The following is a 22,573-nucleotide window of genomic DNA, read 5'->3' as shown; positions in this document are numbered from 1 at the left end:
CCAGGGCCTTGGCGCCCTCGGCGGCGTGCCAGGCTGACGGGCTACCGCCCCGGTAGGGCGGCGTTCATCCGTCCTGTTCGTGCGTGCTGAGCGCAAACGAGCCGAAGCGATGCTGCGCGTGCGCGCTTCTTTGCCCAGCGAGATGCTCGATACATCCTCTGGCGGCTGAAACCCGCTAGGCGTCAGCGCGTTCTCGCCATGGACCATATGACAGGCTGGCTCACCGGGCGGGCCGTCCCTAGACAGCCCTCCGCATTGGCAAGGAGGAACCGTGATGCCCGCTCGGATCACCGGCGAACTGAGGACCTGGCACAAGGCGACGCTCGATTTCGTGGCGCCGATGACGTTCAGCGAAAGCGCGGATACCTTTCGCGACTATCGCCTGGATGTGACCTTCACCAATGCGCGCACGGGCGAAACCCTGACGGTGCCGGGCTTCTTCGCCGCCGACGGTGATGCGGCCGACACAGGGGCCAGCGAGGGCCGGGTCTGGCGGGTCAACTTCAACCCGCCCTCCGAAGGCACCTGGACCTACACGGCGTCCTTTCGCACCGGGAACGACATCGCGGCCAGCCTGGACGCGCGCGCCGGGGTGGCCGTCGAAGGCCTGGACGGCGAAGCGGGCCGTTTCGTGGTCGCGCCGACCAACAAGACCGGTGACGATTTCCGCGCCAAGGGCATGATCCTGCAAGGCGAGGACAGCCATTACCTCCAGCACCAGGGCGATGACGACTACTTCGTCCGCGGCGGCCCTGGCGTGCCCGAGAACTTCCTGGCCAGCCGCGACATCGATAATACCCCCACGGGGCGGCACGACTACGCCACGCACCTGAAGGACTTCAACGCCGGCGACCCGACCTGGTCGGGGGGGCAGGGCAAGGCCATGCTGGGCGCGATCAACTACCTGGCCGAGCAGGGCCAGAACAGCATGTATGTCATGCTGCTGACCGCGGGCGGGGACGGCAAGGACGTCTGGCCCTGGGCCGCCACCGACCTGCAGCGCCTGCCCACCGACACGGCCCGCCTGAACCCGTCCATCACCTCCGTGTACGACGTCAGCAAGCTCGCGCAGTGGGAGATCCTGTTCGACCACATGGACGCCAAGGGCATCTACAAGAACCTCGTCCTGCAGGAACGCGAGAACGACAACCTCCTGGACGGCGGCACCGCCGCGGCGGGCTCGAGCCTCAGCGTCGAGCGGCTGATCTACATGCGCGAGATGATCGCCCGCTTCGGCCACGCCAACGGCCTGCAATGGAACCTGGGCGAGGAGAACAGCAACTCCGCCCGGCAGCGGGCCGACATGGCCGAGTGGGCCAAGGCGGTGGACCCCTACGATCATCTGGTCGTGGCCCACAGTTGGCCGTCGGAGGTCGACCAGGTCTACCGCCCGCTCCTGGGCGAGGAGGCGTTCGACGGCACCTCGCTGCAGGCCAGCGCGGGCCACGTGCGCGCCCGGATCGCCGAGTACCTGGCCCGCTCCGCTGCGGCGGGCGACCCCTGGGTGCTGGGCTGGGACGAGGACTCGAGCGGCAACTCCATCATCCCGGCCTACTCGAACAACCCGGACTCCACCAACGAGCGCACCCTGCGCGAGGCGCTCTGGGGCACGCTCACGGCGGGGGGCTCGGGGGTGAGCTGGTATGTGAAGGGCGCGTCCGGTCATTCCTACGACCAGAACATGGACACCTTCGACGGCTTCCGCTCGATCTGGACCTGGACGGCCGCCGCGACCGACTTCTTCAACGACCAGATTCCCTTTTGGCGCATGGCCGAGCACGACGAGCTGACCCAGGCGCGGGGTGACTTCGTCATGGCCGACCCGGGCGAGACCTATGTGGTCTACCTGCCCTATGGCGCGGCGGACGACGTGCGGCTCGACCTGACCGCTGGCGCCGGCACGTCGTTCGACGTGTTCTGGTACAATCCTCGCACCGGCGGGCGGCTCCTCGCGGATGGCCAGGTGGACGGCGGCGCCCTCCGACCGATCGATGGCCCGCCCTCCGACGCCGGCAAGGATTGGGTGCTCCTCCTCAAGGCGAATGGCGCAGCGCCGACTCCTGATCCCGATCCGGCCAACGCCGCCCCGGTCGCCCGAGACGACAGCGCCTCCGTGCGGGAGGGGCATTCGCTGCGGCTTGCCGTGCTGGCCAACGATACCGATCCCGACGGGGACCGCCTTGGCGTCGAAGCGGTGACCCAGGCGGCCAACGGGCGCGTGACCATCGCTCGGAACGGCGAGATCCTTTACACCCCTGACAACGGGTTCAGCGGCTCGGACAGCTTCAGCTACACCGTCAGCGACGGGCACGGTGGCCGTGACACCGCGACGGTTCGCGTCGATGTCGGAGGCGCCGAGACCGGGAAGGAGGTGACGATCAACGCCGGGGGAGGGGTGTTCGCCGGGACGGGCGGGCTGACCTTCCTTGCCGATCGTTACGTGAGCGGCGGCAGATCGTACTCGACGGATTCCCCGATCACGGGAACGAGCGACGACAGGTTGTATCAATCGGAACGCTACGGCGATTTCTCCTATTCCGTTCCTATTGCGGATGGCAGCTACACCGTCACGCTGAAATTCGCCGAGATCTATTTCGACGCCGCTGGACAGCGCGTGTTCGATGTGATGGCCGAAGGCCGGCGCGTCCTGAACGATTTCGATATCTGGAAGTCCGCAGGCGGCCACAACATCGCCCACGATGTCGACATTACGGTGTCGGTCACCGACGGACGACTGGATCTCGAATTCCTGAGCGTGATCGACAATGCGAAGGTGAATGGCATCGTGATTTCCGCGCGTGGGGAGGCGGAGCCTGACGACCCGTCGCCCACTCCTTCCGGAAACTTCAGGGCACCGTTCTCGACCCGGGGGCCAAGCTACGACCTCGGGGACGTCTTTCTGTTCGGGTTCGGATCCGATGATGCCCCGGCGCCCATCGGCCGGGCCGGCAACAAGATCGGGGTGGGCCAGATCGGTTCGGACTCGGAGGTCGACTTCCACCCCGTCAGGGGCGGCGAGTCCGAGCGGATCGGCATCGACTTCGGGCGGGCAGCGGACGGGGTGAAGATTGCCCTCGACGGCCTCAGTTCTGTCGGGCGTGCGCAGGAAGCCGCGATCCTGACCACTTATGATGCCGCCGGCCGGGAGCAGGACACCTTCGTCCTGAACCGGGGCCGAACCTTCGATCTCGATTTCGAGGGACCCGCCCGCTACGCGGTGCTCGAGGCTGGCGCCTGGCTGACCACCGGCAAGGCCCCCCCGTTCGATCCGGACTTCAGCCTGAGATCGGTCGATCCGGACTGGCTGTGACCGGTCGCGCAGCGGGGCGGGGCGGTTGAGCCTTGGCCGCGGCCGGTCGGGTGGCATCGCGGGGTTCCGTCCGAACGGGTTGGATGCCGCGCGGGCCACGTGCCCTGCCGTGCTGACAGCTTGCCTTCAGCCTTCCGAAGGTGTGCGGCTCGGAGCACCGATCGCGCCGCAAAGCTGCCCAGGCCTGAGGCATCTCCGGCCTGACTGCCCAAGGAGTGAGTGATTGTTTCCGGATTGTGAGATTTGAGGGCGGCGCATAGCAGCTGCCCGTTGCGTCGGGTCCGACTGTGATCGAGCCTCGGGATACCTGACGATCGAAGCTGACAAATGCCAGCATGGACCGGTCGAGGCAGAGGGGCGAGTGACGGCCATGGGACGCCATGCGCTGGCTTGTGCGCTGAGGTCGTCCCGCTGTCGCAACTCGGTCCAAGGTGGCCTGCTGCAGCGGGTGTCTGGTAACCTATTGGCTCATAGAAATTATTCCGATGATTGTCGCTCGTCTCGATCCGGAGATCTGGTTTCGGATGAGCCCCGGCGAAGGTGACGGACGCCGTCGAAGCGGCTGGCTCGGTCCTGGTCCCTGGTCGTGGCTGGACCGCTTGGCCGCTTCGAAGGGGATCGCCCTCCCGGGGCTCGGCCTTGGCCGGAGTGCCGCGCTGATTGCCGCCGATGCCAATCCGCCGACCAGGGGCACGCGGCAGGAGAGGGGTTGCCTAATGGCAGCGATGGATATGTTATCGAAAAGGTCGGAACAATTGACTTACTCTATTCAACAACACGCGAACACGCGGAAGTTGTAGCCCTGGTTGGGAGTAAAGCGAGTGTGGTCGTGATAGCCGTCCATAACACCATTTCAGACATGGCCCGTCGGCCCAAGGGATCAGCGGCCATGATGAACAGGAAGGTTCGGATCGGCTTTGCGACCGATCTTTCCTTCGATCGCCGCGAGGCGTGGTCGGGCACGATTGCCCACCTGTATCATGCGATGCAGTCCGAAGGAGCAGATGTGGTCCAGGCCGGCCCCATCCTCGAGACGCCGACGATCGCGCTCAACCGGGCCAGCAAGGCATTCCGGCGCTTCGCAGGATTCGATCCCATGCTGAACCGGATGCCCTTGATGGCCGAATTGAAGGCGCGGGCCATGAACCGGCGCTTGGCCAGCCAACCGGCCGACGTCATCTTCGCGGCGGCGGGTTCGACGCTGATTGCCCGCATTCCCCCGGGCGTTCCGATCGCCTACACCTCCGACGTGACGATGCGGCTCATTTCGAGCTACTATCCCACCTATTCGGGACTCCCCAAATCGGTCGAGCGGAGGGCCATCGCCTTGGAGGCGGACGCGATGATGCGCTCCGATCTCCTGATTTTTCCAACGGGCTGGGCCGCGCGGTCGGCGATCGAGGATTATGGCATCGATCCGTCGCGCATCATGATCCAGCCCTACGGCGCGAACCTCGAGGACCCGCCCGACCGGGCGAGCGTGCTGGGGCCAAGGGTGCCCGGGCCGCTCCGCCTCCTGTTCTGCGGCGTCGACTGGGTGCGCAAGGGCGGGCAGATCGCGCTCGACTGCTATGAGGAACTGCGGGCCGCCGGGGTGGATGCCACCCTGTGCATCCTGGGATGCGTGCCTCCGCTCGACCGGTTGCCGCCGGGCGTGGAGGTCATCCCCTTCCTCGACAAGCACGTCCCCGAACAGAAGGCGAGGTTCCGCCAGATCTTTGCGGAAGCGGACTTCCTCATCCTTCCCACGCAGGCCGAGTGCTACGGGGTCGTGTTCTGCGAGGCCGCCGCATTCGCGACGGTGTCCCTGGCGACCCAGACGGGCGGCGTGCCCGAGGTCATCCGGGACCAGGTCACGGGCTTCACGATTCCCGTCACCGAGGGCGGGTCAGCCTACGCCGAACGGATCCTTGGGGTTATCGAGGTGCCGGGCCGGCTGGAGCAGATGAGGGTCGCGGCGCGCGACGACTTCGACAACAGGCTCAACTGGCATGTCTGGTGCGCGGCTGTGCTTCCCCGGATGGAGCAGTTGGTCGAGGCGGCGTGACGCCATGCTCGTCCCCGACCCAGGGGACGGTCCTGTTCGGCTTCCCGGCGCCTTGGCCTGTGCCCTCCGGCCCGGTCTTCGGACAACAGCAGAATCGGTAGGATTGAAAACGGAAGGTGGACGACCGAATGACTGACCTTGGGGCCCTGGCATGACGATCTCGGTGATCATCCCCACCTTCAACAATGAAGACACCCTGGAGGCCACGATCCGCTCCGTCCTGGCGCAGGATCACGAAGACTTCGAGATCGCGGTCGTCAACGATGGGGGGCGGTCCCCCAAGAAGTTCCTCGATGTCTCGGATCCGCGGCTGAAGCTGATCGAGGCGCCTCGGAACGGTGGCGTCTCGACCGCACGCAACCTGGGGTTCCAAGAATCCTCGGGCGAGCTCGTGTACTTCCTCGACTCGGACGATCTCGTGGCGCCGGGGATGCTGGGCTACGCGCATTCGGTGTTCGCGGATCCGACCGTGCAGGTCCTTTCCGTCGGGCATGAGACGCTGTCCGACGACGAGATCCGGCAGGGGCGGGCGTCTCTTCCAGTGCAGAACCCTTCGACGCCACGACGTCTGACGCCGCCCGAATTCTTTCGGCTGATCCAGGCCAGGACGAACCTGTTTCTGCCGTCCACGACGATCGTCCGGCGGAAGGCGCTGGTCGACACGCTGGGGCCGACCCCGTGGAACACCGAGCTGAGGATCGCGCAGGATACGCTGCTCATGATGCAGGTCGGCTGGAAGAACGACATCCACGTGACCGAGGGCAAGTACGTGATCTACCGCCGGCGGCCGGGGAGCCTCACGCGGAACGAAAAGGCCATGTGGCGCGAACGGGCGCAGGCCATGGACATGCTCGGGGCTCTTTTGAAGCAGGGCGGCGCCGGGACGGAGCTGATCGAGGTGACGCTGCAGATGCGCCAGAACGCCGCCCGGCGCGTGGCGCGCCTGCTGCGAGACGAGGGCGCCCACCGGGACGCCCGCACCGTGCTCGCGGCCGACATGGCGAACTCGTTCAACTGGAAGTCCGCCGTCGAGTACATGAGGTCCCTGCGCCCGAGTTGAATGGGTTCGGGACTGGTTGGCCCGCCGGATCGCCGTTCGTGCGATGATCCGGCGGGCCCAAGCCTGTCAGAGCAGGAAGTCGGACGTGGCCAGGGCCAGGGTGCCGGCCAGCCGGATGTCCATGTCCGCCTTACCGTCGCCATTGGTGTCGGCATAGACATGGGTTTCGCCTGCGAAGCTGGTGGCATCATACCGCACCTGGCCGGCGGCCTTGGTGAAACCGCCTGCGCCGATGAAGGTGAAGGCCTGGTTCCCCGTCACGAGGGTGCTGGCGTCGATGGCGCTCAGGTCGAGTTGATCCTGCCCCGAAACGAAGCCGTTGATCGTGTCCACCCCAGTGGACCGGCTGTCCCCGGCTGCGAAGTAGACGAAGTCGTCGGCTCCCAGTCCGCCACCCAGGATGTCGGCCCCGGCGCGCCCTGCCATGCGGTCGTTGCCCGCGCCGCCGGTGATCGTGTCCGCGCCCGCGCCCCCGTCCACCAGGGCGATGCCCGACCAGGGCAGGACGGCGTGGTTGATGACGTCGTTCCCGGCCGTCCCCAGGATGACCACGTTGGTGGCTGTCGCGGTGATGGTCTCGATGCTGCTGAGGTTGCCCCAGTAGATCTTGGCATCGGCGCCGTTGGCGAGCAGGGTGTCGATGCCGTTGCCGCCGTTGATCGTGTCCACCCCGGCACCTACCCCGAGGATGAAGGTGTCGTTGCCTTCGCCCCCGCCGAGCACGTCGTTGCCGCGGGACCCGATGATCGTATCGTTGGCGGCCGACCCGACCAGCGTGTCGTTCCCCGACCCGAGCTCGATCGCCGAGATGTTCGTCAGCGTGACGGCCGAGAAGTTGAAGTTGTCGTTCCCGTTCGAGCCGGCAACCTGGACGCCGGTGAAGCCGCTGCCCGAGATCTGCTCCACCCCGGTGATCGAGGCCAGCCGGATGATCGTGCCGTTTGCCGTCGCCCGGATCAGGTCCGTTCCGGCCCCGCCATCGATCATGTCGTTGCCGGCCGAAGTGCCCGCGACCTCGATGATGTCGGCGCCGGCTCCGGTGGAGATCGTGTCGTTGCCGGCCCCGCCGACCACCAGATCGTTGCCGCCGGACCCGATCAGCGTGTCGCTTCCCGAACCGAGGTCGATCTTCGTGATGCCGCTGAGCGTGACCCCCGCCAGGTTCAGGTTGTCGTTGCCCGCCGTGCCCAGGATCTGCACGCCGGTAAATCCGTTGGCCGAGATCTGCTCGACGCCCGACAGGGCCGAGAGGCGGATGTAGGTCCCGTTGGCGGTTGCCCGGATGACATCCGTGCCGGCTCCGCCGTTGATGGCGTCGTTGCCCGCCGAGGCGCCTGTCACCTCGATGATGTCGTTGCCGCCCCCTGTCGAGATCGTGTCGTTGCCGGCCCCGCCGTTTACGAGGTCGTTGCCGGCGCCTGTGGTGATGCTGTCGTTGCCCGCCAGGCCCTGGATCACGAAGTTGCCGTCATTCGGGGCCGTGTAGATGTCGGACCCGGACGTCAGGTTCACATAGGTCGAGGTCGGGGGCGCGGACATGGCGACGACCAGCGGCGCGCTGACGAGGCCGTAGCCCGCCGCCCCGCCATTGATCGCGGCGGCGAGGTAGAGCGGGTTTCCTGCCGGCACGTTGATGTTGAGGCTGCCCTTTCCGTCGCTTCCCAGCAGGACCTGCTGGTAGGCGACCGCGACCGCCTTGTTCGCGTCGAAGGCGCTGGTCGGCGTGACGTTGTTGCCGGATCCTCCCGTCATGATCATGACGGTCACCGTCTGGTTCGCCGCCCCCGTGACCTGGACGGACTGTGTGGCCGAGGTCACGCCGACCTGGCCGGAGCTCTTGCCGGCCAGGGTCAGCGTCGGAGCCGCGAGGATGTCGTCCGACAGGGTTGCCGCGCCGCCACCCTTGGAGCCGTCGCCCATGAGGCGGGTCGTCTGGGTAGTGCCGTCGGAGTAGGTGACCGTGACCGTTGTGCCGGTCATCTCGAGTCCGGAAACCGACCCCGCGTCGCCGTCCACGCCGGAGTTCTTGATGTTGAGCGGATCGACGTCCACGGAGAACTTGACGGTCTCGCCGGGGTTGAAGCCCCCGCTGACCGCCGAGTTGAAGTTCACCCGCATCACGTTGTAGCCGCCGTTGATCGGCGCCGAGAAGGCCGAGTAGTCGGTCGAGGCAGGCTGGAACGCACCCGTCGCCCCGGCTGTATCGATCTTGAGGTTCTTGGCCACGGTGTCGCCCGCGGTCCCGGCGGGGTCGAAGACGATGCCGGGCAGGAGGTTCGACCGGGTGTCGAAGGTCACGCTGGTGATGTTCTTCTCACCCGTGTTCGTGATCTCGAACGAGTTGGCGTTGTAGCTCGAGGCTTCCAGCAGGCCGCCCGGGTGGATCTTGATCGCCGCCCCGCCTTCGGTCGGGGAGGCGGCCGGAGCGGCCAGGATCCGGATGTTGTCCCAGGTCGCCGTGAAGGGACCGCCTTCCCCGGCCGAGGTGCTCATGAGCCCCACCGCCAGGCCGCTCGCCTTGCTGTCCACCATGTAATCCCCCCTGAGTGCCGTCAGCAGATCCCCCGTGAGCGTGACGGCCGTGCCTTCGCCGCCAAGGGTCTGCGTGCCGTTGTTGGTCGTATACGTCCACCTTGGCTTCACCGTTCCAGCCACCACGTCGACATCCAGGTAGAAGGTGATCTTGTCCGTCGCCGCGGCCGATCCGATCAGGCCGGTGGCGGAGTAGACGGTCCGGTTCACGACGTCGCCGTTCTCGTAGAGGACCTCGATCCCGCCTGCGCCGCCGTTCGCGTGCGCCGTGATCGAAAGATAGGTCTTCTGGTCGCCCGTGCCGATGTAGATGCCCTGGCTCTGGTTGTCGGTCGGGTGGACGATCATGTCGAACGGATTGTCGAGGTCCGACACGACCGTGAAGCGTTCGACGTTGTCATCCGTCGTGACGCCGAACTGGAACGCCTCGCGCTGGGTGTTCAGCGCGCCCAGGGCCGTGCCGCCCGCCACGTCGTCGATGGTGACCACCCCCGCCGCCCCGCCGGGCGTGATGTTCTCGATGGCGTAGAGGCCCTGGTAGGGCGTGCTGTTATCGACCATCAGGCCCGTGAAGCCGATCCCGAACAGGCTGTTCGTCGGCCCGGGGGTATTGGAGTCCGCGGCGCTGAAGCTCCAGGACATCGTCTCGCCGGCGCGGATCACGGTCCCCATCCCGTTCAGGGGGTCCAGCGCGAAGTGGTCGATCGTGTCGGACAGGCCGTCGCCGTCATCGTCGTTCGACGGCGGCGGCGTGCTGGAGGCCCTGGGCTCCAGGATCGTGATCGAGTCGGCCCCGTACTTGGCCACCCAGATGGTGCCCGCGAACGGCGCGTCGTCCCCTTGGGCGATCACGTCCAGCGGGGTGCCCCCGACCGAGATCGTGCTCACGGCCTGCACGGTGCGGCCGTCGCTGCTGAGGTCGAGCCGATAGAGCGTGCCGCCGTACCCGACCGTGAAAAGGTCGCCCTTGAGCTGGCCTTCGAAGGTGCTGGCCACGTACTGCGTCAGGCCGTTCGTCGATTGTCCGTTGGTCCAGAGGGCCGGGATGTCACCACCCGGATGCTTGTAGACCGCTTCCTTGGGGTTGATCGAGGCGACGACCTGGTTCCAGTCGGACGGAAGCTGGCCCACCGGCATGAGCGCACCGTCCAGGACGCCGTCGTTCGGGTCCCCATCGCTTTCGGTCAGGCCTGCCGCGGGTCCGTTCGCCCGGATCGGGTTGGGGTGGCCCCCGTAATAGCCCTCGCTGGCCAGATGAAGCGTGTCGCCCTTGGTCGGCCCGCCCTCGACCGCCTGGTTGGTGATGCCGTTCGGGCCGATGACAGGCAGGCCACCCCAGTTCCTGTTGGGGCCATTGTCCATGACGTACATCTTGCCATCGGCGGCCAGCACTAAATCATAGGGATTCCGGTAGCCGGGCGAGTAGATCTGCACCGGGCTGCCGGCCACGATCTTGGCCATGTTCAGGCCGTCGTTGCCGCCGAACACCGTCTCAATGTCGTCGGCCCGCGTCGGATCGTTCAGCGTCGGAAGGTCATGGATGTACTTCTGCGGCGTTCCCGACGACGAGTCGATCTTGATGGGCATGGCGTCGATCGCCGTCAGGTCGACCTTCAGGATCGCGGCGGAGTACGTGTATTCAGGCAGGTAGCCGAAGCTGCTCGACGGGGCGCCCATGTTCGTGTTGCCGCCCACCGCGACATAGAGCGTGTTCGTGGCCTTGTCGTACTGGAGGCCGTTGACGGAATGGTTCTCCTCGCTGCGGGGCAGGCCCCGGACCAGGTCCACCTTGTCCCACTGTCCGGTCGCCGTGTTCAGCGTGAGCCGCGAGATCATCCCCGAATTGGTGTCCAGACCGGAATCCGAGCTCACGGCGATCCGCGGGTCGCTCGAGCCGACGTAGATCACCGGAGCGGCCGCGGTGCCGGCCACCACGAGGCCCGTCACCTGCCGCGTCGTCACGGCCGAGTTCAGGGTGCCATCATCGTTGTGGTTCGGGATCGCCTTGACCAGATTGATGGTCTCGGTCGCGACGACATTGTACCCGGTGTCGGACTTCTGGACGGTGAAGATCTTGATCGTTCCGTCCTGCTGGCTGGCGTAAAGCCGGCCATCGGCGCCGAATTGTATTGATGTAGGATTGTTGATCGACGCACCCGTCAGCGAAAACTGGGTGAAATCCGTTGCAAGATCCACAGCCATGACCCAACCTCTTTCAAACCGACACACTCGCATCCGGGTGCCGAGCAAATTGAATGCTTCGCTTCTCTTTGATTTGTCCCCGAGCCCGATCTGGCGGCGTCATTCAGACACTCTTATCGGCCGCCGGAACGCCGTCAGGCGCTCTGGACACGCTCTGCGCGCTGGCACGCCAGACTGCTCAGATCGATCGGCCTCCCCTTCGCGCCAGCGTTGAAAACGTGGCGCGGGCTCTCGGGTCAGGCTAAGTCCATTGGTGTGAATCTGCAAACACAAAGTTTAGTATTTACAGCCAATTCCTCCTCTTGACACCATCAGTCTAGCTGATCAGGTCAACTCCCGGTTGACCGGGGTGATGGGTCTCCAGGCTGGCCGTCCACGAGCAGCATGACCGATCGGCGCCCTTAATCGGCGCCGCTCCCGCCGGGGTCGTCCTCCAACGAGCTGTCCGGTCCGCGCCGCGGCAATCCTGCCGAGAGGAGGAGGAAGGGCCGGGGTCCGGCCCGTGGGAACGTTGCCGCAGGAGACCTGTCCTGTCCGCGGGCCAGCCTTGCCGGTCCCATCTCGCCGCTATGCAGGCAATGCATGACAGCCCTGCGTTGAACTTCGGCCCTTGGCATGGAAGATCCGAATGCCTCGACGGGAACCGGGTCTGGCCTAGCTTCCCGGCGGTCCCGCATAGTTTGCCTCCTCCTTCTTCGACCTCCCCGCCCTTCGGATTTTTCATGAACAAGCCGCTTGTGGGGGCGCTCTCGCGCTCCGAATTCGTTGCGCTGATCGCTGCGATCATGTCGCTCAACGCCTTGGCCATCGATGTCATGCTGCCCGCGCTTCCCCATATGGGGGCGGCGTTGAACGTGACGGATGACAATCACCGCCAGTTCGTCGTGTCGGTCTACATGATCGGCTTCGGACTGGGCCAACTGATCGTGGGGCCGCTCTCGGACCGGTTCGGCCGGCGCGCGCCGCTACTGGTCGGGATCGCGCTCTACATCGTCGCCGCCGTGGCCGCCGCCGCCGCGCCGACCTTCGGGCTGCTCCTCACCCTGCGCTTCATCCAGGGCCTTGGATCCGCCAGCACCCGCGTCATCGCGACCGCCGTCGTGCGGGACCGGTTCTCGGGCCATGCGATGGCCGAGGTGATGTCGCTGGCCTTCATGGTCTTCATGATCATCCCCGTGGTGGCGCCGTCGATCGGGGAGGTTCTGCTCGCCTTCAGCCCATGGCAGAGCATCTTCCTCTTCATGGGGGCGCTCGCCCTGGTCTTCGGGCTCTGGGCCCTGTTCCGCCTGCCCGAGACGCTCGATCCGGTGAAGCGACGCCCGCTGACGGCCGAGTCCATCTTCGGCGGCTTCCGGATCGTGGTGTCGAACCGGATGGCCTTCTGGTACGCCATGGCTGGGACCTGCACCTTCGGGGCGCTGTTCGGCTTCATCAGCACCGCTCAGCAGATCTATGTCGACATCTACGGGCTTGGGGTCTGGTTCCCGGCGGCCTTCGCCTTCGTCGCCGGGCTCATGGCCGTGTCGTCCTTCCTCAATTCCCGCATCGTTCGGGTCTGGGGGATGCGCCGCATCTCGCACTTCGCCATTCTGACCTTCACCGGCCTCAGCGGGATTCTCCTGCTGGCGAGCGTCATGATGCGGGGCCACCCGCCCCTGTGGCTGTTCCTGGGGCTCCTGTCCTGCATCATGTTCATGTTCGGGTGGGCGGCCTCGAACATGAACTCCCTGTCGCTGCAGCCGCTCGGGGCGATCGCGGGCACGGCCTCGTCCGTGTTCGGCTTCATCCAGACGTTGGGCGGGGCCGCGCTGGGCGGCTTCGTGGGCCAGCAGTTCAACGGCACCGTGGTGCCCACGGCCGCCGGCTACTTCGTCCTGGGCGCGATGGCCGTCATCTGCGTGCTGATCGCCGAACGGGGCAGGCTGTTCGATGCGCGCGGGGAGGACGTGGTCCCCGCCCGCTGAGGCGCAGGCATCGGCCCCCGCGAGGGTGGAGGCCGCCACGACGTTTGCAGGGGTCCGGATGTCGTCCGGACCTCGGGGTGTCCTCAGTGGATCACTTCGTCCGCGGTCACGCCCCAGATGGAGGTCTTGGGGGTCCAGCCGCCGTAGCCGCCCGCCGAGATGCGGCACCAGTCCACCTCGCAGGATTCGAGCCGGGCAATGACGCCCTTCTGGAGGAGCGCCACGGCCTGAGAGCCTTCGTCGGGCCGTGTGCGGAGCGGCAGGCGGTCCTCGTCCACGATGACCGTCCGCGTCCCCGACAGAAGCGAATAGTGCACCCAGCCTCCCTGGCCGTCACGATCCTCGACGCGTCGCCAGTGGCCATACTCGGCCGTGAGCAGGAGAGGCATGTCCTCGCGGACGAAGACCCAGTCGATGCGCTGGTCGATCGACGGCCCGCGGCGCGCGTTTCCTTCATCGCTTTTCAGCGACACGAAACGGGGCAGGGGCAGTGTCGTCTCGGGCCCGATGGTCGGCGCGGGAGGGGCGACAGGCGCCGGCCTCACCGAGGCCGGCACGACCACCGCCTCGGCGGCCGGGGCGGGCGCGGGATTCGTGATCGCGTCGGGCCTGGCCTGGGGCCTGATCTCGGCTGCGGCCGGGTTCGCCGCCAGAACCGCCACCCATAGCGCCGCACCAAGGCGCGCCCACCGCCAATCCGTCATGCCGCCCTCGAAGTCATGAGATGCCGGGGCTGTTCCCGCCCTCGGTTGCCGCCTGCACCTTGCCACGGGACGACAACCGTCGGAAGAGTCCGCGCCGTCCACGACCAGCAAGGCCGTCCGCCTGTTGTCGCGCTGCGACGGTGGCGGGGCCTTGCCGAACGGCCCTCCCCCAAGGCGCTTGGGCCGCAGCGCCCCGGGACGGCGGAATCCGTCCGTCGGTTCCGCCGATCCAGTGCTCCCCCGTTGACAGGCATTTCGATGGCGGCCCCGCCACGGCCTGCCATGGAAATCGGATCGCGCCCCGCCTGAACGCCACCGGGCGATGGTGGTCAGGGGATGAGCACCGTGGACCCGGTGGTCGCCCGGCCTTCCATGGCCCGATGCGCCTCGGCGACCTCGTCCAGGCGGAAGCGCTGGTCGATGCGCACCTTGATGTCGCCGTTCAGGACCTTGCCGAACAGGTCCGCCGCCATCTCGCGGCAGGTCGCAGGGTCGGCGATATGGGTGAAGAGCGTGGGTCGTGTCAGCTTGAGCGATCCTTTGGCCATCAGCGCGGTGATGTCGAAGGGCGGGACCTTTCCGCTCGCGTTGCCGAAGGCGATCAGCATCCCGAGCGGGCGGAGGGCGTTCAGCGACCCTTCGAACGTGTCCTTGCCCACGCCGTCCATCGCCACGTCCACCCCGCGCCCATCGGTGAGCCGCCGCACCTCGACCGCGACGTCCGCCTCCCGGTAGTTGATGGCTTCGGCGGCGCCGTGCTCCCGCGCCAGGGCGCACTTCTCCTCGGACCCGGCCGTCCCGATGAGCCGGATGCCCTCGGAGCGCGCCCATTGGCAGGCGATCAGGCCCACGCCCCCGGCGGCGGGCTGGAACAGGACCGTGTCGCCCGCGCCGATCGGCGTCGTACGGCGGAACAGGAACTGCACGGTCAGGCCCTTCAGCATGACCGCCGCCGCATCCTCGAACGAGATGCCGTCGGGCAGCGGCACGACCGTCCCGGCCGGCATCACCCGCGCTTCGGCATAGGCGCCCGACGGTCCCCCGCCATAGGCGGCGCGATCGCCGGGCTTCAGGTGCGTCACGCCCTCGCCGACGGCCTCGATGATCCCGGCCCCTTCCTGGCCCAGCGCGGCGGGCAGGGACATCGGATACAGCCCCGACCGCTGGTAGGCGTCGATGAAGTTGAGTCCGACCGCGTGGTGCCGGATGCGGACCTCGCCCGGGCCAGGGTCGCCCACCTGACGCTCCTCGATCTCGAGGACCTCGGGGCCGCCTGTCTGGCGGATGACGACGGTTCGGACAGCTTCGGCCATGGTGGGCTCCTGAATGCGGGCGACGTGATGCAAGCTAGCCGCAGCAACGGCGCGAGTGAACTGGCGCATTCGTTCGCCGGAACCCGAGCGCACCGCGCGAGTTTGACTTACAAATGCCTGTTTCCGAAAGGAGTTCACCATGCTCGGATGGGCCGTCACCTTCCTTGTGATCGCTCTGATCGCTGCGCTCTTCGGCTTCGGGGGTATCGCCTCCGCCTCGGCCGGGATCGCTCAGATCATCTTCTTCGTGTTCATCGCCCTGTTCGTGATCGCGATGATCATGCGCGCCGTCCGGGGCCGTCCCCCGGTCTGACGATAGAACGATGTCGAAAGGCCCCCCCACCGGGGGCCTTTCCATGTCAGCGGTAAACCTGGGACTCGGACGGGAAGGCGCGGCTCCGCACCTCCTCGGCGTAGGACCGGACGGCCTCGTCGATCATGGCGCCCAGCTGGCCATAGACCTTCACGAACTTCGGCGGCCGGCTCGGGTTCAGCCCAAGCATGTCCTCGAGCACCAGGATCTGGCCATCGCAAGCGGCCGACGCCCCGATCCCGATCGTCGGAATCGGGACCTGCGTCGTGATCCGCGCGGCCAAGGGCTCGACCATCCCCTCCAGCACCACGGCGAAGGCGCCCGCCTCGGCCACCACCTGCGCGTCCTTCTCGTGCAGCGGCCAGCTCTCTTCCTGGCGGCCCTGGGTCTTGAAGCCCCCCATCACGTGCGAGGACTGGGGCGTCAGCCCGATATGTGCCATGACCGGGATGCCCCGCTCGGTCAGGAAGCGGATGGTCTCGCCCATGCGGGCGCCGCCCTCGAGCTTCACGGCCCCGCAGCCTGTTTCCTTCATGATATGGGCGGCGTTGCGGAACGCCATGTTGGGGCTTTCCTCGTAGGTGCCGAAGGGCATGTCCACGACCACCAGCGCCCGCCGCGTCCCCCGCACCACGGCCTTGCCGTGCATGATCATGAGATCCAGTGGCACGCCCACGGTCGACTCCATCCCATGCATCACCATGCCGAGCGAGTCGCCCACGAGGATGAAGTCGGCGTAGCGGTCCACGATGGCCGCCGTGTGCGCGTGATAGCTGGTCAGCGAGACGATGGGATCGCCGCCCTTCCGGTCGCGGATCTGGGGAACGGTGATGCGGCGGACGGGGGAGGTGGGCTCGGTGCTCATCGCGGCTCCTTCGGCGGCTCGATCTCGCGCTGGTCGATCAGCAGGACGCCACCGACCTCGGCCGAGAGCATGATGCCTGCGCGCCGGGTGATGTAGCGCACCACGGGCGTAAAGCTCTCGGCGTCCACGATATCGAGGCCCCTGAGCGTGGCGCGCGGCTCCTGGGCGATGACCTCGCGGATCGTCTCGGCGATCCGCTCGACGGCCACGTGATCGCGGGCGAGCGCCTCTGCTCGGTCGAGAGCGCGGTTCAGGACCGTCGCTGCGCTCCGCGCCTCGGGGGAAAGGCGCGCGTTCCGCGAGGACATGGCCAGCCCGTCGGGTTCGCGCAGGGTGGGGACGCCGACCACCTGGACGGGCATGTGCAGGTCCCGCGCCATCGTCCGGATGACGGCGAGCTGTTGGTAGTCCTTTTCCCCGAACAGGGCCATGTCGGGTTGCACGATGTTGAACAGCTTGGTGACGACCGTCGCCACGCCACGAAAATGCCCGGGCCGGACGGCCCCATGGAACAGCCCGGACAGCCGGGTGGTCTCGACGATGGTCTCGTCCCCGTCGGGGTACATCTCCCCGACCGAGGGGAGGAACAGCGCCTCCACGCCATGCTCCGTGAGGAGCGTCCGGTCCGCGTCCAGAGTGCGGGGATAGGTTTCGAGGTCCCTGGGATCCCCGAACTGCGTCGGATTTACGAAGATCGAGGCGACGACGTGATCCGCCCGGCGTTTTGCCTCGCGCACGAGGGCCATGTGCCCGGCGTGAAGCGCCCCCATGGTCGGCACGAGCGCCACCGATCCGGTCCAGCCCTTCCGGAGCGCCCGGATCGCAGCGACGGTCTCGCAGGTGTTCATGGCCCCTCCCTTGCGCGCACCGAGTTCTAGGAGGGGAGGACGAGGGCGGCAAGCCTGCCTGGGGCGAGCCGTTCGCCGGGCTGCGGTGGCCGGCGCGGCATCCGACCCAGCGGGCCGTCATCCACGTCCTTCTAACAGTTGCTTGATGGATCGGTTGCGCGTCGGTTTCGACCTCCAAGGGGTCGGCCTCCTCTCGCGCTCGCTTGCCGGTTACGCCAGATTGCCCGCGGCTAACGCGCGAGGGATTCGATGAGCGGGTTGAAGACAGAAGTGAAGGCGCTCGTCGTGGGTGGCGGGGCCGTGGGCACCGGGATCGCGTATCACCTCGCCAAGAGGGGCTGGGATACCATGCTGCTGGAGCGGGACGAGCTGACGTCCGGCTCGACCTGGCACGCGGCGGGCCTCCTGCCCCTTTTCAACATGGGTTACGCCACCACCCACATCCACAAGTACTCGGTCGACTTCTACAAGTCCCTTGAGGCCGAGACGGGCCTCGACGCTGGGTTCTTCGTGGTGGGCAACCTCCGCATGGCGCAGACGCAGGAGCGGATGGACGAGTACATGCTGTACTCGACCACCGCAGAGACCGCGGGCGTCTACCACGAGTTCCTGTCGCCCGCCGAGATCAAGGACCGCTGGCCGCTGGTGCGGACCGAGGACCTGAAGGGCGCGCTGTTCCACCCGCAGGACGGCTACATCAACCCCGCCGACGTCACGATGGCCATGGCCAAGGGCGCCCGCCAGCGCGGCGTGACCATTGAGCGCAAGTGGCAGGTGGACGGCTACCGCTGGATGGGCGACCACTGGCGCGTGTCGGTGACGCGCATGGAGGACCGGGGCGGCAACCTCCTCCCCACCGAGGACCGCGAGGTCATCCGGGCCGAGCATGTCGTGACCGCCACCGGCAACCACGCCCAGCGGACCGCGAAGCTGCTCGGCATCAAGATCCCCGCCATCCCGGTCGAGCACCAGTACATCGTGACCGAACAGGACCCGGCGCTGGTGCAGTGGCGCTCCACCAACCCGCAGCACCCGGTGCTGCGCGACGCCGACGCCAAGTGGTACGTCCGCGAGGAGCGGGGCGGCTGGATCCTCGGCCCCTATGAGCGCAACGCGCCCGCCCGTTTCGAATACGGCGTGCCGGAATCGTTCCGTGCCGACCTGTTCCCGCTCGACCTCGACCGGATCGAGGTCGAGTACATGTCGATGATCCACCGCCTCCCGTCCTCCGAGACCGTGGGCCTCAAGGACGACTACAACGGCCCGATCTGCTACACGCCCGACGGCAACCCGCTCGTGGGCCCGGCGCCCGGCCTGCGCAACATGTGGCTGGCCGAGGGCTTCTCGTTCGGGATCACCGCCGCAGGCGGCACCGGCCATTACCTCGCGCAGATGATGGTGGACGGCGAGGCCGAGATCGACATGGCCTCGCTCGATCCCAAGCGCTTTGGCAACTGGATGACGACCGAGTACGCGGCCCGCAAGAACGAGGAAGCCTACGAGCACGTCTTCATCCTTCACCACCCCGACGAGGAGCGCCCGGCCTGCCGTCCGCTCCGGACCTCTCCGGCCTATGACCGGCAGAAGTCGCGCGGCGCGCAGTTCGGGCAGGTGAACGGCTGGGAACGTCCGATCTACTTCGGCCCGCTGGACGCGCCCGAAGGCTTCGACCACGACACCCGCAGCTTCCGCCGCGGCGGCTGGTGGCAGTACGCCGTCGACGAAGCCAAGGCGATCCGCGAGACGGTTGGCATGATCGACGCCACCGCCTTTGCCAAGCATCGGGTCAAGGGCCCGGGCGCGACCGCCTTCCTCGACTGGTTCACGACCAACAAGCTGCCCAAGGTCGGGCGCATCAACCTGACCTACGCGCTGACGGATGCGGGCACGACGCGGACGGAGTACACCATCGTCCGTCTGGCCGAGGACGACTACTACCTCGTCTCCGCCGGGGCCTGGGCCGACTATGACGGCGACTTCCTGCGGAAGTCCGTCGAGGACATGGAGCCCACCTTCGGCCGCATCGAGGTGCAGGACGTCACGACCCAATGGGGCGTCTTCGCGCTGGCTGGTCCGAACTCCCGCGCGCTGCTGAGCGCGGTGATCAAGGATGCCGACCCCGAGTCAGCCCTGTCGAACAAGCGCTTCCCCTGGCTGTCGGCCCGGCGGATCGAGCTTGGCATGTGCCCGGTCCAGGCGATCCGCGTGGCCTACACCGGTGAGCTTGGCTGGGAACTGCATCACCCGATCGAGATGCAGAACTACCTGTTCGACCTGCTGATGAAGGCCGGGGAGGCGCATGGCCTGAAGCTGGTCGGCGCCCGCGCCCAGAACTGGCTGCGGCAGGAAAAGAGCTACCGCGCCTTCGGCAACGAACTGGGCCGGGACGCGACCCCGCTCGAAGCCGACCTGCCACGCTTCGTGGACCAGGAGAAGGACTTCCGTGGCAAGGCGGCGATGCAGGCGCTGGGGATCCGCTCCAAGTGCGTCACCGTCCTCATCGACGGCCCCGCCGACGCCGACCCCTGGGGCCGAGAGGCGCTGTATACCGAGGGCGGCGAGAAGATCGGCCGACTCACCTCGGGTGGCTACTCGGTCGCCTTCGGCAAGTCGATCGGCATGGGCTACATCCGGCCCGACCTCGCCGTCCCGGGCACGAAGCTCAAGGTCCGCATGTTCCGCGAGCTGTTCGACGCCGTCGTGACCGAGGACAGCCCCTACGACCCGACCAACGCCCGGATCCGTCAGGACGGCTGAGGGCCAGGACCGATATCACGTTCCGGGGCGACGCGGACGCGCGCCCCGGACCACGTCGTGTTGCCCCGTCCGAACTGACGTTTTCATTCGGCCGACGACGTGGACGGGGGGAAGCGGTGATCTACCCTCGGGATCATACCCCTCGGGAAGGTCCTGTCGATGCTCCGAACCCTCGTGCTGCTCGCCGCGCTGGCTCCGCTTCCGGCGCTGGCTCAATCCTACCCGCCATCGGGCGGCAACCGGGTGGCCCTGACGCTCGGGGTCGGGGTTGCGGCGGTGCCCGATTACTTCGGCTCGGACGAAGCCGTCCCGGAGTTCGATTTCCGCGTGATCGCGCCCTATCTGCGCTTCGGACGGTTCTCGGTCGGGCGCGAGGATCCCACGGCACGGCCCGAAGGATTCGGCTTCCGGGGCTCGTTCCGGTACATCCCCGAGCGCTCGTCCGAGGACCACGACGAACTCGCCGGCCTCCCGGACGTGGACCGCACCTTCGAACTGGGGGGTGGCCTGTCCTACGCCCAACGCAACTGGGAAACCTTCGCCGTCGCCCGCTACGGCTTTGGCGGCCACGAGGCCTGGGTGGGCGAGCTGGGTCTGAACGTCATCGCGCAACCCACGGAGCGGCTGACGCTGCGCGCCGGTCCTCGTGTGCTGATCGGAAGCGGTGATTACGCCGACGCCTATTTCAGCGTTCCCGAGGCGACGCCCAGCCTTGCAGCCTACGACGCCGACGGTGGGGTCCTGTCCTCCGGGCTCGAGGCGGTTGCGACCTATCAGCTGACCGACGTCTGGGGCCTGCGCGCTCGGGTGCGTTACGAGCGCCTGATGAACGACGCCGCCGACAGTCCGATCACAGGCGAGGACGACCAGATCACCGCAAGCCTGCTGGTCACGCGGCGGTTCAGCCTGGACTTCTGAAGGATGGTGCGGCTCAGACGAGCCGCGCCGACTCCACCGCCGCCTTGACGAAGCCTGCGAACAGGGGGTGAGGGGCGAACGGCTTGGATTTCAGCTCCGGGTGGAACTGAACGCCGATGAACCAGGGGTGGTCCTTCCACTCGACGATCTCGGGCAACCGCCCATCGGGGCTCATGCCCGAGAAGCACAGGCCGCAGGTTTCCAGCTTTTCGCGGAAGGCGGTGTCCACCTCGTAGCGGTGGCGGTGGCGCTCCTCGATCTGCGTCGCGCCGTAGACGTCCGACACCAGCGATCCCGGCGCGAGATGGGCCGTGTAGGCCCCCAGGCGCATCGTGCCGCCCTTGTCGTCGGTCACCTTGCGCTCGACCACGTGGTTGCCCTGCACCCATTCCCTCAGGTGGTAGACGACCGGCGTGAACCGCTTGCGCCCGGCTTCGTGGTCGAACTCCTCCGAGCCCGCGTCCTCGACCTTGGCGACATTGCGCGAGGCCTCGATGACGGCAAGCTGCATCCCCAGGCAGATGCCCAGATACGGCACGTTGTGTTCGCGCGCGAACTTGGCCGCCGCGATCATGCCCTCGGTCCCCCGCTCGCCAAATCCGCCGGGAACCAGGATCGCGTCGAAGTCCTCGAGGTAGGGGGCTGGGTCCTCGCGCTCGAAGAGCTCGCTCGACACCCACTCGGCCCTGACGCGCACGCGGTTGGCCATCCCCCCGTGGGTCAGCGCCTCGGCGATGGACTTGTAGGCGTCCTCCAGCTGCGTGTACTTGCCCACGACGGCGACCTTGACCTCACCCTCGGGGTGCTCGAGCCGGTCCATCACGTCGTGCCAGCGGCTCAGGTTGGGCTTGGGCGCGGGCGAGATGCCGAACGCGTCCAGCACCGCCTGGTCCAGCCCTTCCTTGTGGTAGGCCAGCGGGGCCTGGTAGATCGACTTGAGGTCATAGGCCGCGATCACGGCCTCCTTCCGCACGTTGCAGAAGAGGGCGATCTTTTCGCGCTCCCGCTCGGGGATCGGGTGTTCGGAGCGGCAGACCAGCACGTCGGGGGCGAGGCCGATGGACTGCAGTTCCTTGACGGAGTGCTGGGTGGGCTTGGTCTTCAGTTCGCCCGAAGCGGCGAGGTAGGGCAGGAGGGTCAGGTGCATCAGGATGCACTGGCCGCGCGGCCGTTCATGCGTGAACTGGCGGATCGCCTCGAAGAAGGGCAGCCCCTCGATATCGCCGACGGTCCCGCCGATCTCGCACAGCATGAAGTCGACCTCGTCCTCCCCGATGGACAGGAAGTCCTTGATCTCGTTGGTGACGTGCGGGATCACTTGGATCGTTTTGCCCAGGTAGTCGCCCCGCCGCTCCTTCTCGAGGACGGTCGAATAGATCCGGCCGGAGGAGACTGAATCCGTGCGCCGCGCCGCGACGCCGGTGAAGCGTTCGTAATGGCCGAGGTCGAGGTCCGTCTCGGCGCCGTCGTCGGTCACGAAGACCTCGCCATGCTCGAAGGGCGACATCGTGCCGGGATCGACGTTCAGGTAGGGATCGAGCTTGCGCAGCCGCACCGTGTATCCCCGTGCCTGCAGCAGAGCCCCCAGGGCCGCCGAAGCCAAGCCCTTGCCAAGGCTGGAGACCACACCGCCGGTGATGAAGATGTAGCGCGCCATCGGAACCCCCGTGGAATGACCAATAGAATCAGGGCCGGCGCACCATGGGTCACGCCGCCACGGGATTTCCTTCTAGACGGAAG

General features: G+C 67.1%; 13 protein-coding genes. 7 read left to right on the top strand and 6 right to left on the bottom strand.

Going from position 1 to position 22,573, the window contains the following annotated elements; genetic code table 11:
- Positions 1 to 274: 274 nt before the first annotated feature.
- The 3 genes from J3P31_RS04390 to J3P31_RS04380 all read left to right on the top strand — a co-directional run bounded on the left by J3P31_RS04390 (position 275) and on the right by J3P31_RS04380 (position 6,417).
- Positions 275 to 3,310, top strand: a complete 3,036-nt coding sequence (locus J3P31_RS04390; protein ID WP_210527179.1) for a malectin domain-containing carbohydrate-binding protein — start codon at positions 275 to 277, stop codon at positions 3,308 to 3,310.
- A gap of 889 nt (positions 3,311 to 4,199) precedes the next feature.
- Positions 4,200 to 5,357, top strand: a complete 1,158-nt coding sequence (locus tag J3P31_RS04385) for a glycosyltransferase family 4 protein (protein ID WP_210527178.1) — start codon at positions 4,200 to 4,202, stop codon at positions 5,355 to 5,357.
- Between the two features lie 151 nt (positions 5,358 to 5,508).
- Positions 5,509 to 6,417: a glycosyltransferase family 2 protein gene (locus tag J3P31_RS04380; protein ID WP_210527177.1), complete on the top strand. Its 909-nt coding sequence runs from the start codon at positions 5,509 to 5,511 to the stop codon at positions 6,415 to 6,417.
- A gap of 66 nt (positions 6,418 to 6,483) precedes the next feature.
- On the opposite strand, the gene J3P31_RS04375 is transcribed toward J3P31_RS04380, so the two are convergent.
- Complete coding sequence (locus J3P31_RS04375; protein ID WP_210527176.1) at positions 6,484 to 11,151, bottom strand: calcium-binding protein; 4,668 nt, start codon at positions 11,149 to 11,151, stop codon at positions 6,484 to 6,486.
- 722 nt (positions 11,152 to 11,873) lie between these two features.
- Between J3P31_RS04375 and J3P31_RS04370 the strand changes: the two genes are divergently transcribed.
- Positions 11,874 to 13,115 carry a multidrug effflux MFS transporter gene (locus tag J3P31_RS04370; RefSeq protein WP_210527175.1) on the top strand — a complete coding sequence of 414 codons (1,242 nt, stop codon included), beginning with the start codon at positions 11,874 to 11,876 and terminating at the stop codon, positions 13,113 to 13,115.
- Positions 13,116 to 13,198: 83 nt separating this feature from the next.
- On the opposite strand, the gene J3P31_RS04365 is transcribed toward J3P31_RS04370, so the two are convergent.
- The gene (locus J3P31_RS04365) at positions 13,199 to 13,819 is read right to left on the bottom strand and encodes an SH3 domain-containing protein (protein ID WP_210527174.1); all 621 of its coding nucleotides are present in this window, start codon (positions 13,817 to 13,819) and stop codon (positions 13,199 to 13,201) included.
- A 329-nt stretch (positions 13,820 to 14,148) separates the two neighbouring features.
- Positions 14,149 to 15,132 (bottom strand): quinone oxidoreductase family protein, encoded by a 984-nt coding sequence (locus tag J3P31_RS04360; RefSeq protein ID WP_210527173.1) that lies wholly within the window; start codon positions 15,130 to 15,132, stop codon positions 14,149 to 14,151.
- 139 nt (positions 15,133 to 15,271) lie between these two features.
- Between J3P31_RS04360 and J3P31_RS04355 the strand changes: the two genes are divergently transcribed.
- Entirely contained in the window at positions 15,272 to 15,445 is a 174-nt protein-coding gene (locus J3P31_RS04355; RefSeq protein ID WP_210527172.1) for a DUF1328 domain-containing protein, read from the top strand.
- Between the two features lie 46 nt (positions 15,446 to 15,491).
- Here the strand turns inward: J3P31_RS04355 and panB are convergent, their stop codons facing one another.
- Complete coding sequence (panB, locus tag J3P31_RS04350) at positions 15,492 to 16,310, bottom strand: 3-methyl-2-oxobutanoate hydroxymethyltransferase (protein ID WP_210527171.1); 819 nt, start codon at positions 16,308 to 16,310, stop codon at positions 15,492 to 15,494.
- The gene (panC, locus tag J3P31_RS04345) at positions 16,307 to 17,158 is read right to left on the bottom strand and encodes a pantoate--beta-alanine ligase (protein ID WP_210527170.1); all 852 of its coding nucleotides are present in this window, start codon (positions 17,156 to 17,158) and stop codon (positions 16,307 to 16,309) included. Before panC ends, panB begins: the two co-directional genes overlap by 4 nt.
- A 258-nt stretch (positions 17,159 to 17,416) precedes the next feature.
- On the opposite strand from panC, the gene J3P31_RS04340 reads away from it, so the two are divergent.
- Both J3P31_RS04340 and J3P31_RS04335 read left to right on the top strand, forming a co-directional pair.
- Positions 17,417 to 19,915: a GcvT family protein gene (locus J3P31_RS04340; RefSeq protein WP_210527280.1), complete on the top strand. Its 2,499-nt coding sequence runs from the start codon at positions 17,417 to 17,419 to the stop codon at positions 19,913 to 19,915.
- Between the two features lie 159 nt (positions 19,916 to 20,074).
- Positions 20,075 to 20,833 carry a MipA/OmpV family protein gene (locus J3P31_RS04335; protein WP_210527169.1) on the top strand — a complete coding sequence of 253 codons (759 nt, stop codon included), beginning with the start codon at positions 20,075 to 20,077 and terminating at the stop codon, positions 20,831 to 20,833.
- 13 nt (positions 20,834 to 20,846) lie between these two features.
- On the opposite strand, the gene pyrG is transcribed toward J3P31_RS04335, so the two are convergent.
- Positions 20,847 to 22,490, bottom strand: a complete 1,644-nt coding sequence (gene pyrG / locus J3P31_RS04330; protein WP_210527168.1) for a CTP synthase — start codon at positions 22,488 to 22,490, stop codon at positions 20,847 to 20,849.
- Positions 22,491 to 22,573: the final 83 nt, after the last annotated feature.

This window comes from Rubellimicrobium arenae (assembly GCF_017916275.1).
Taxonomy (GTDB): domain Bacteria; phylum Pseudomonadota; class Alphaproteobacteria; order Rhodobacterales; family Rhodobacteraceae; genus Rubellimicrobium; species Rubellimicrobium arenae.
This window is presented reverse-complemented; position numbering and strand designations above follow the sequence as displayed.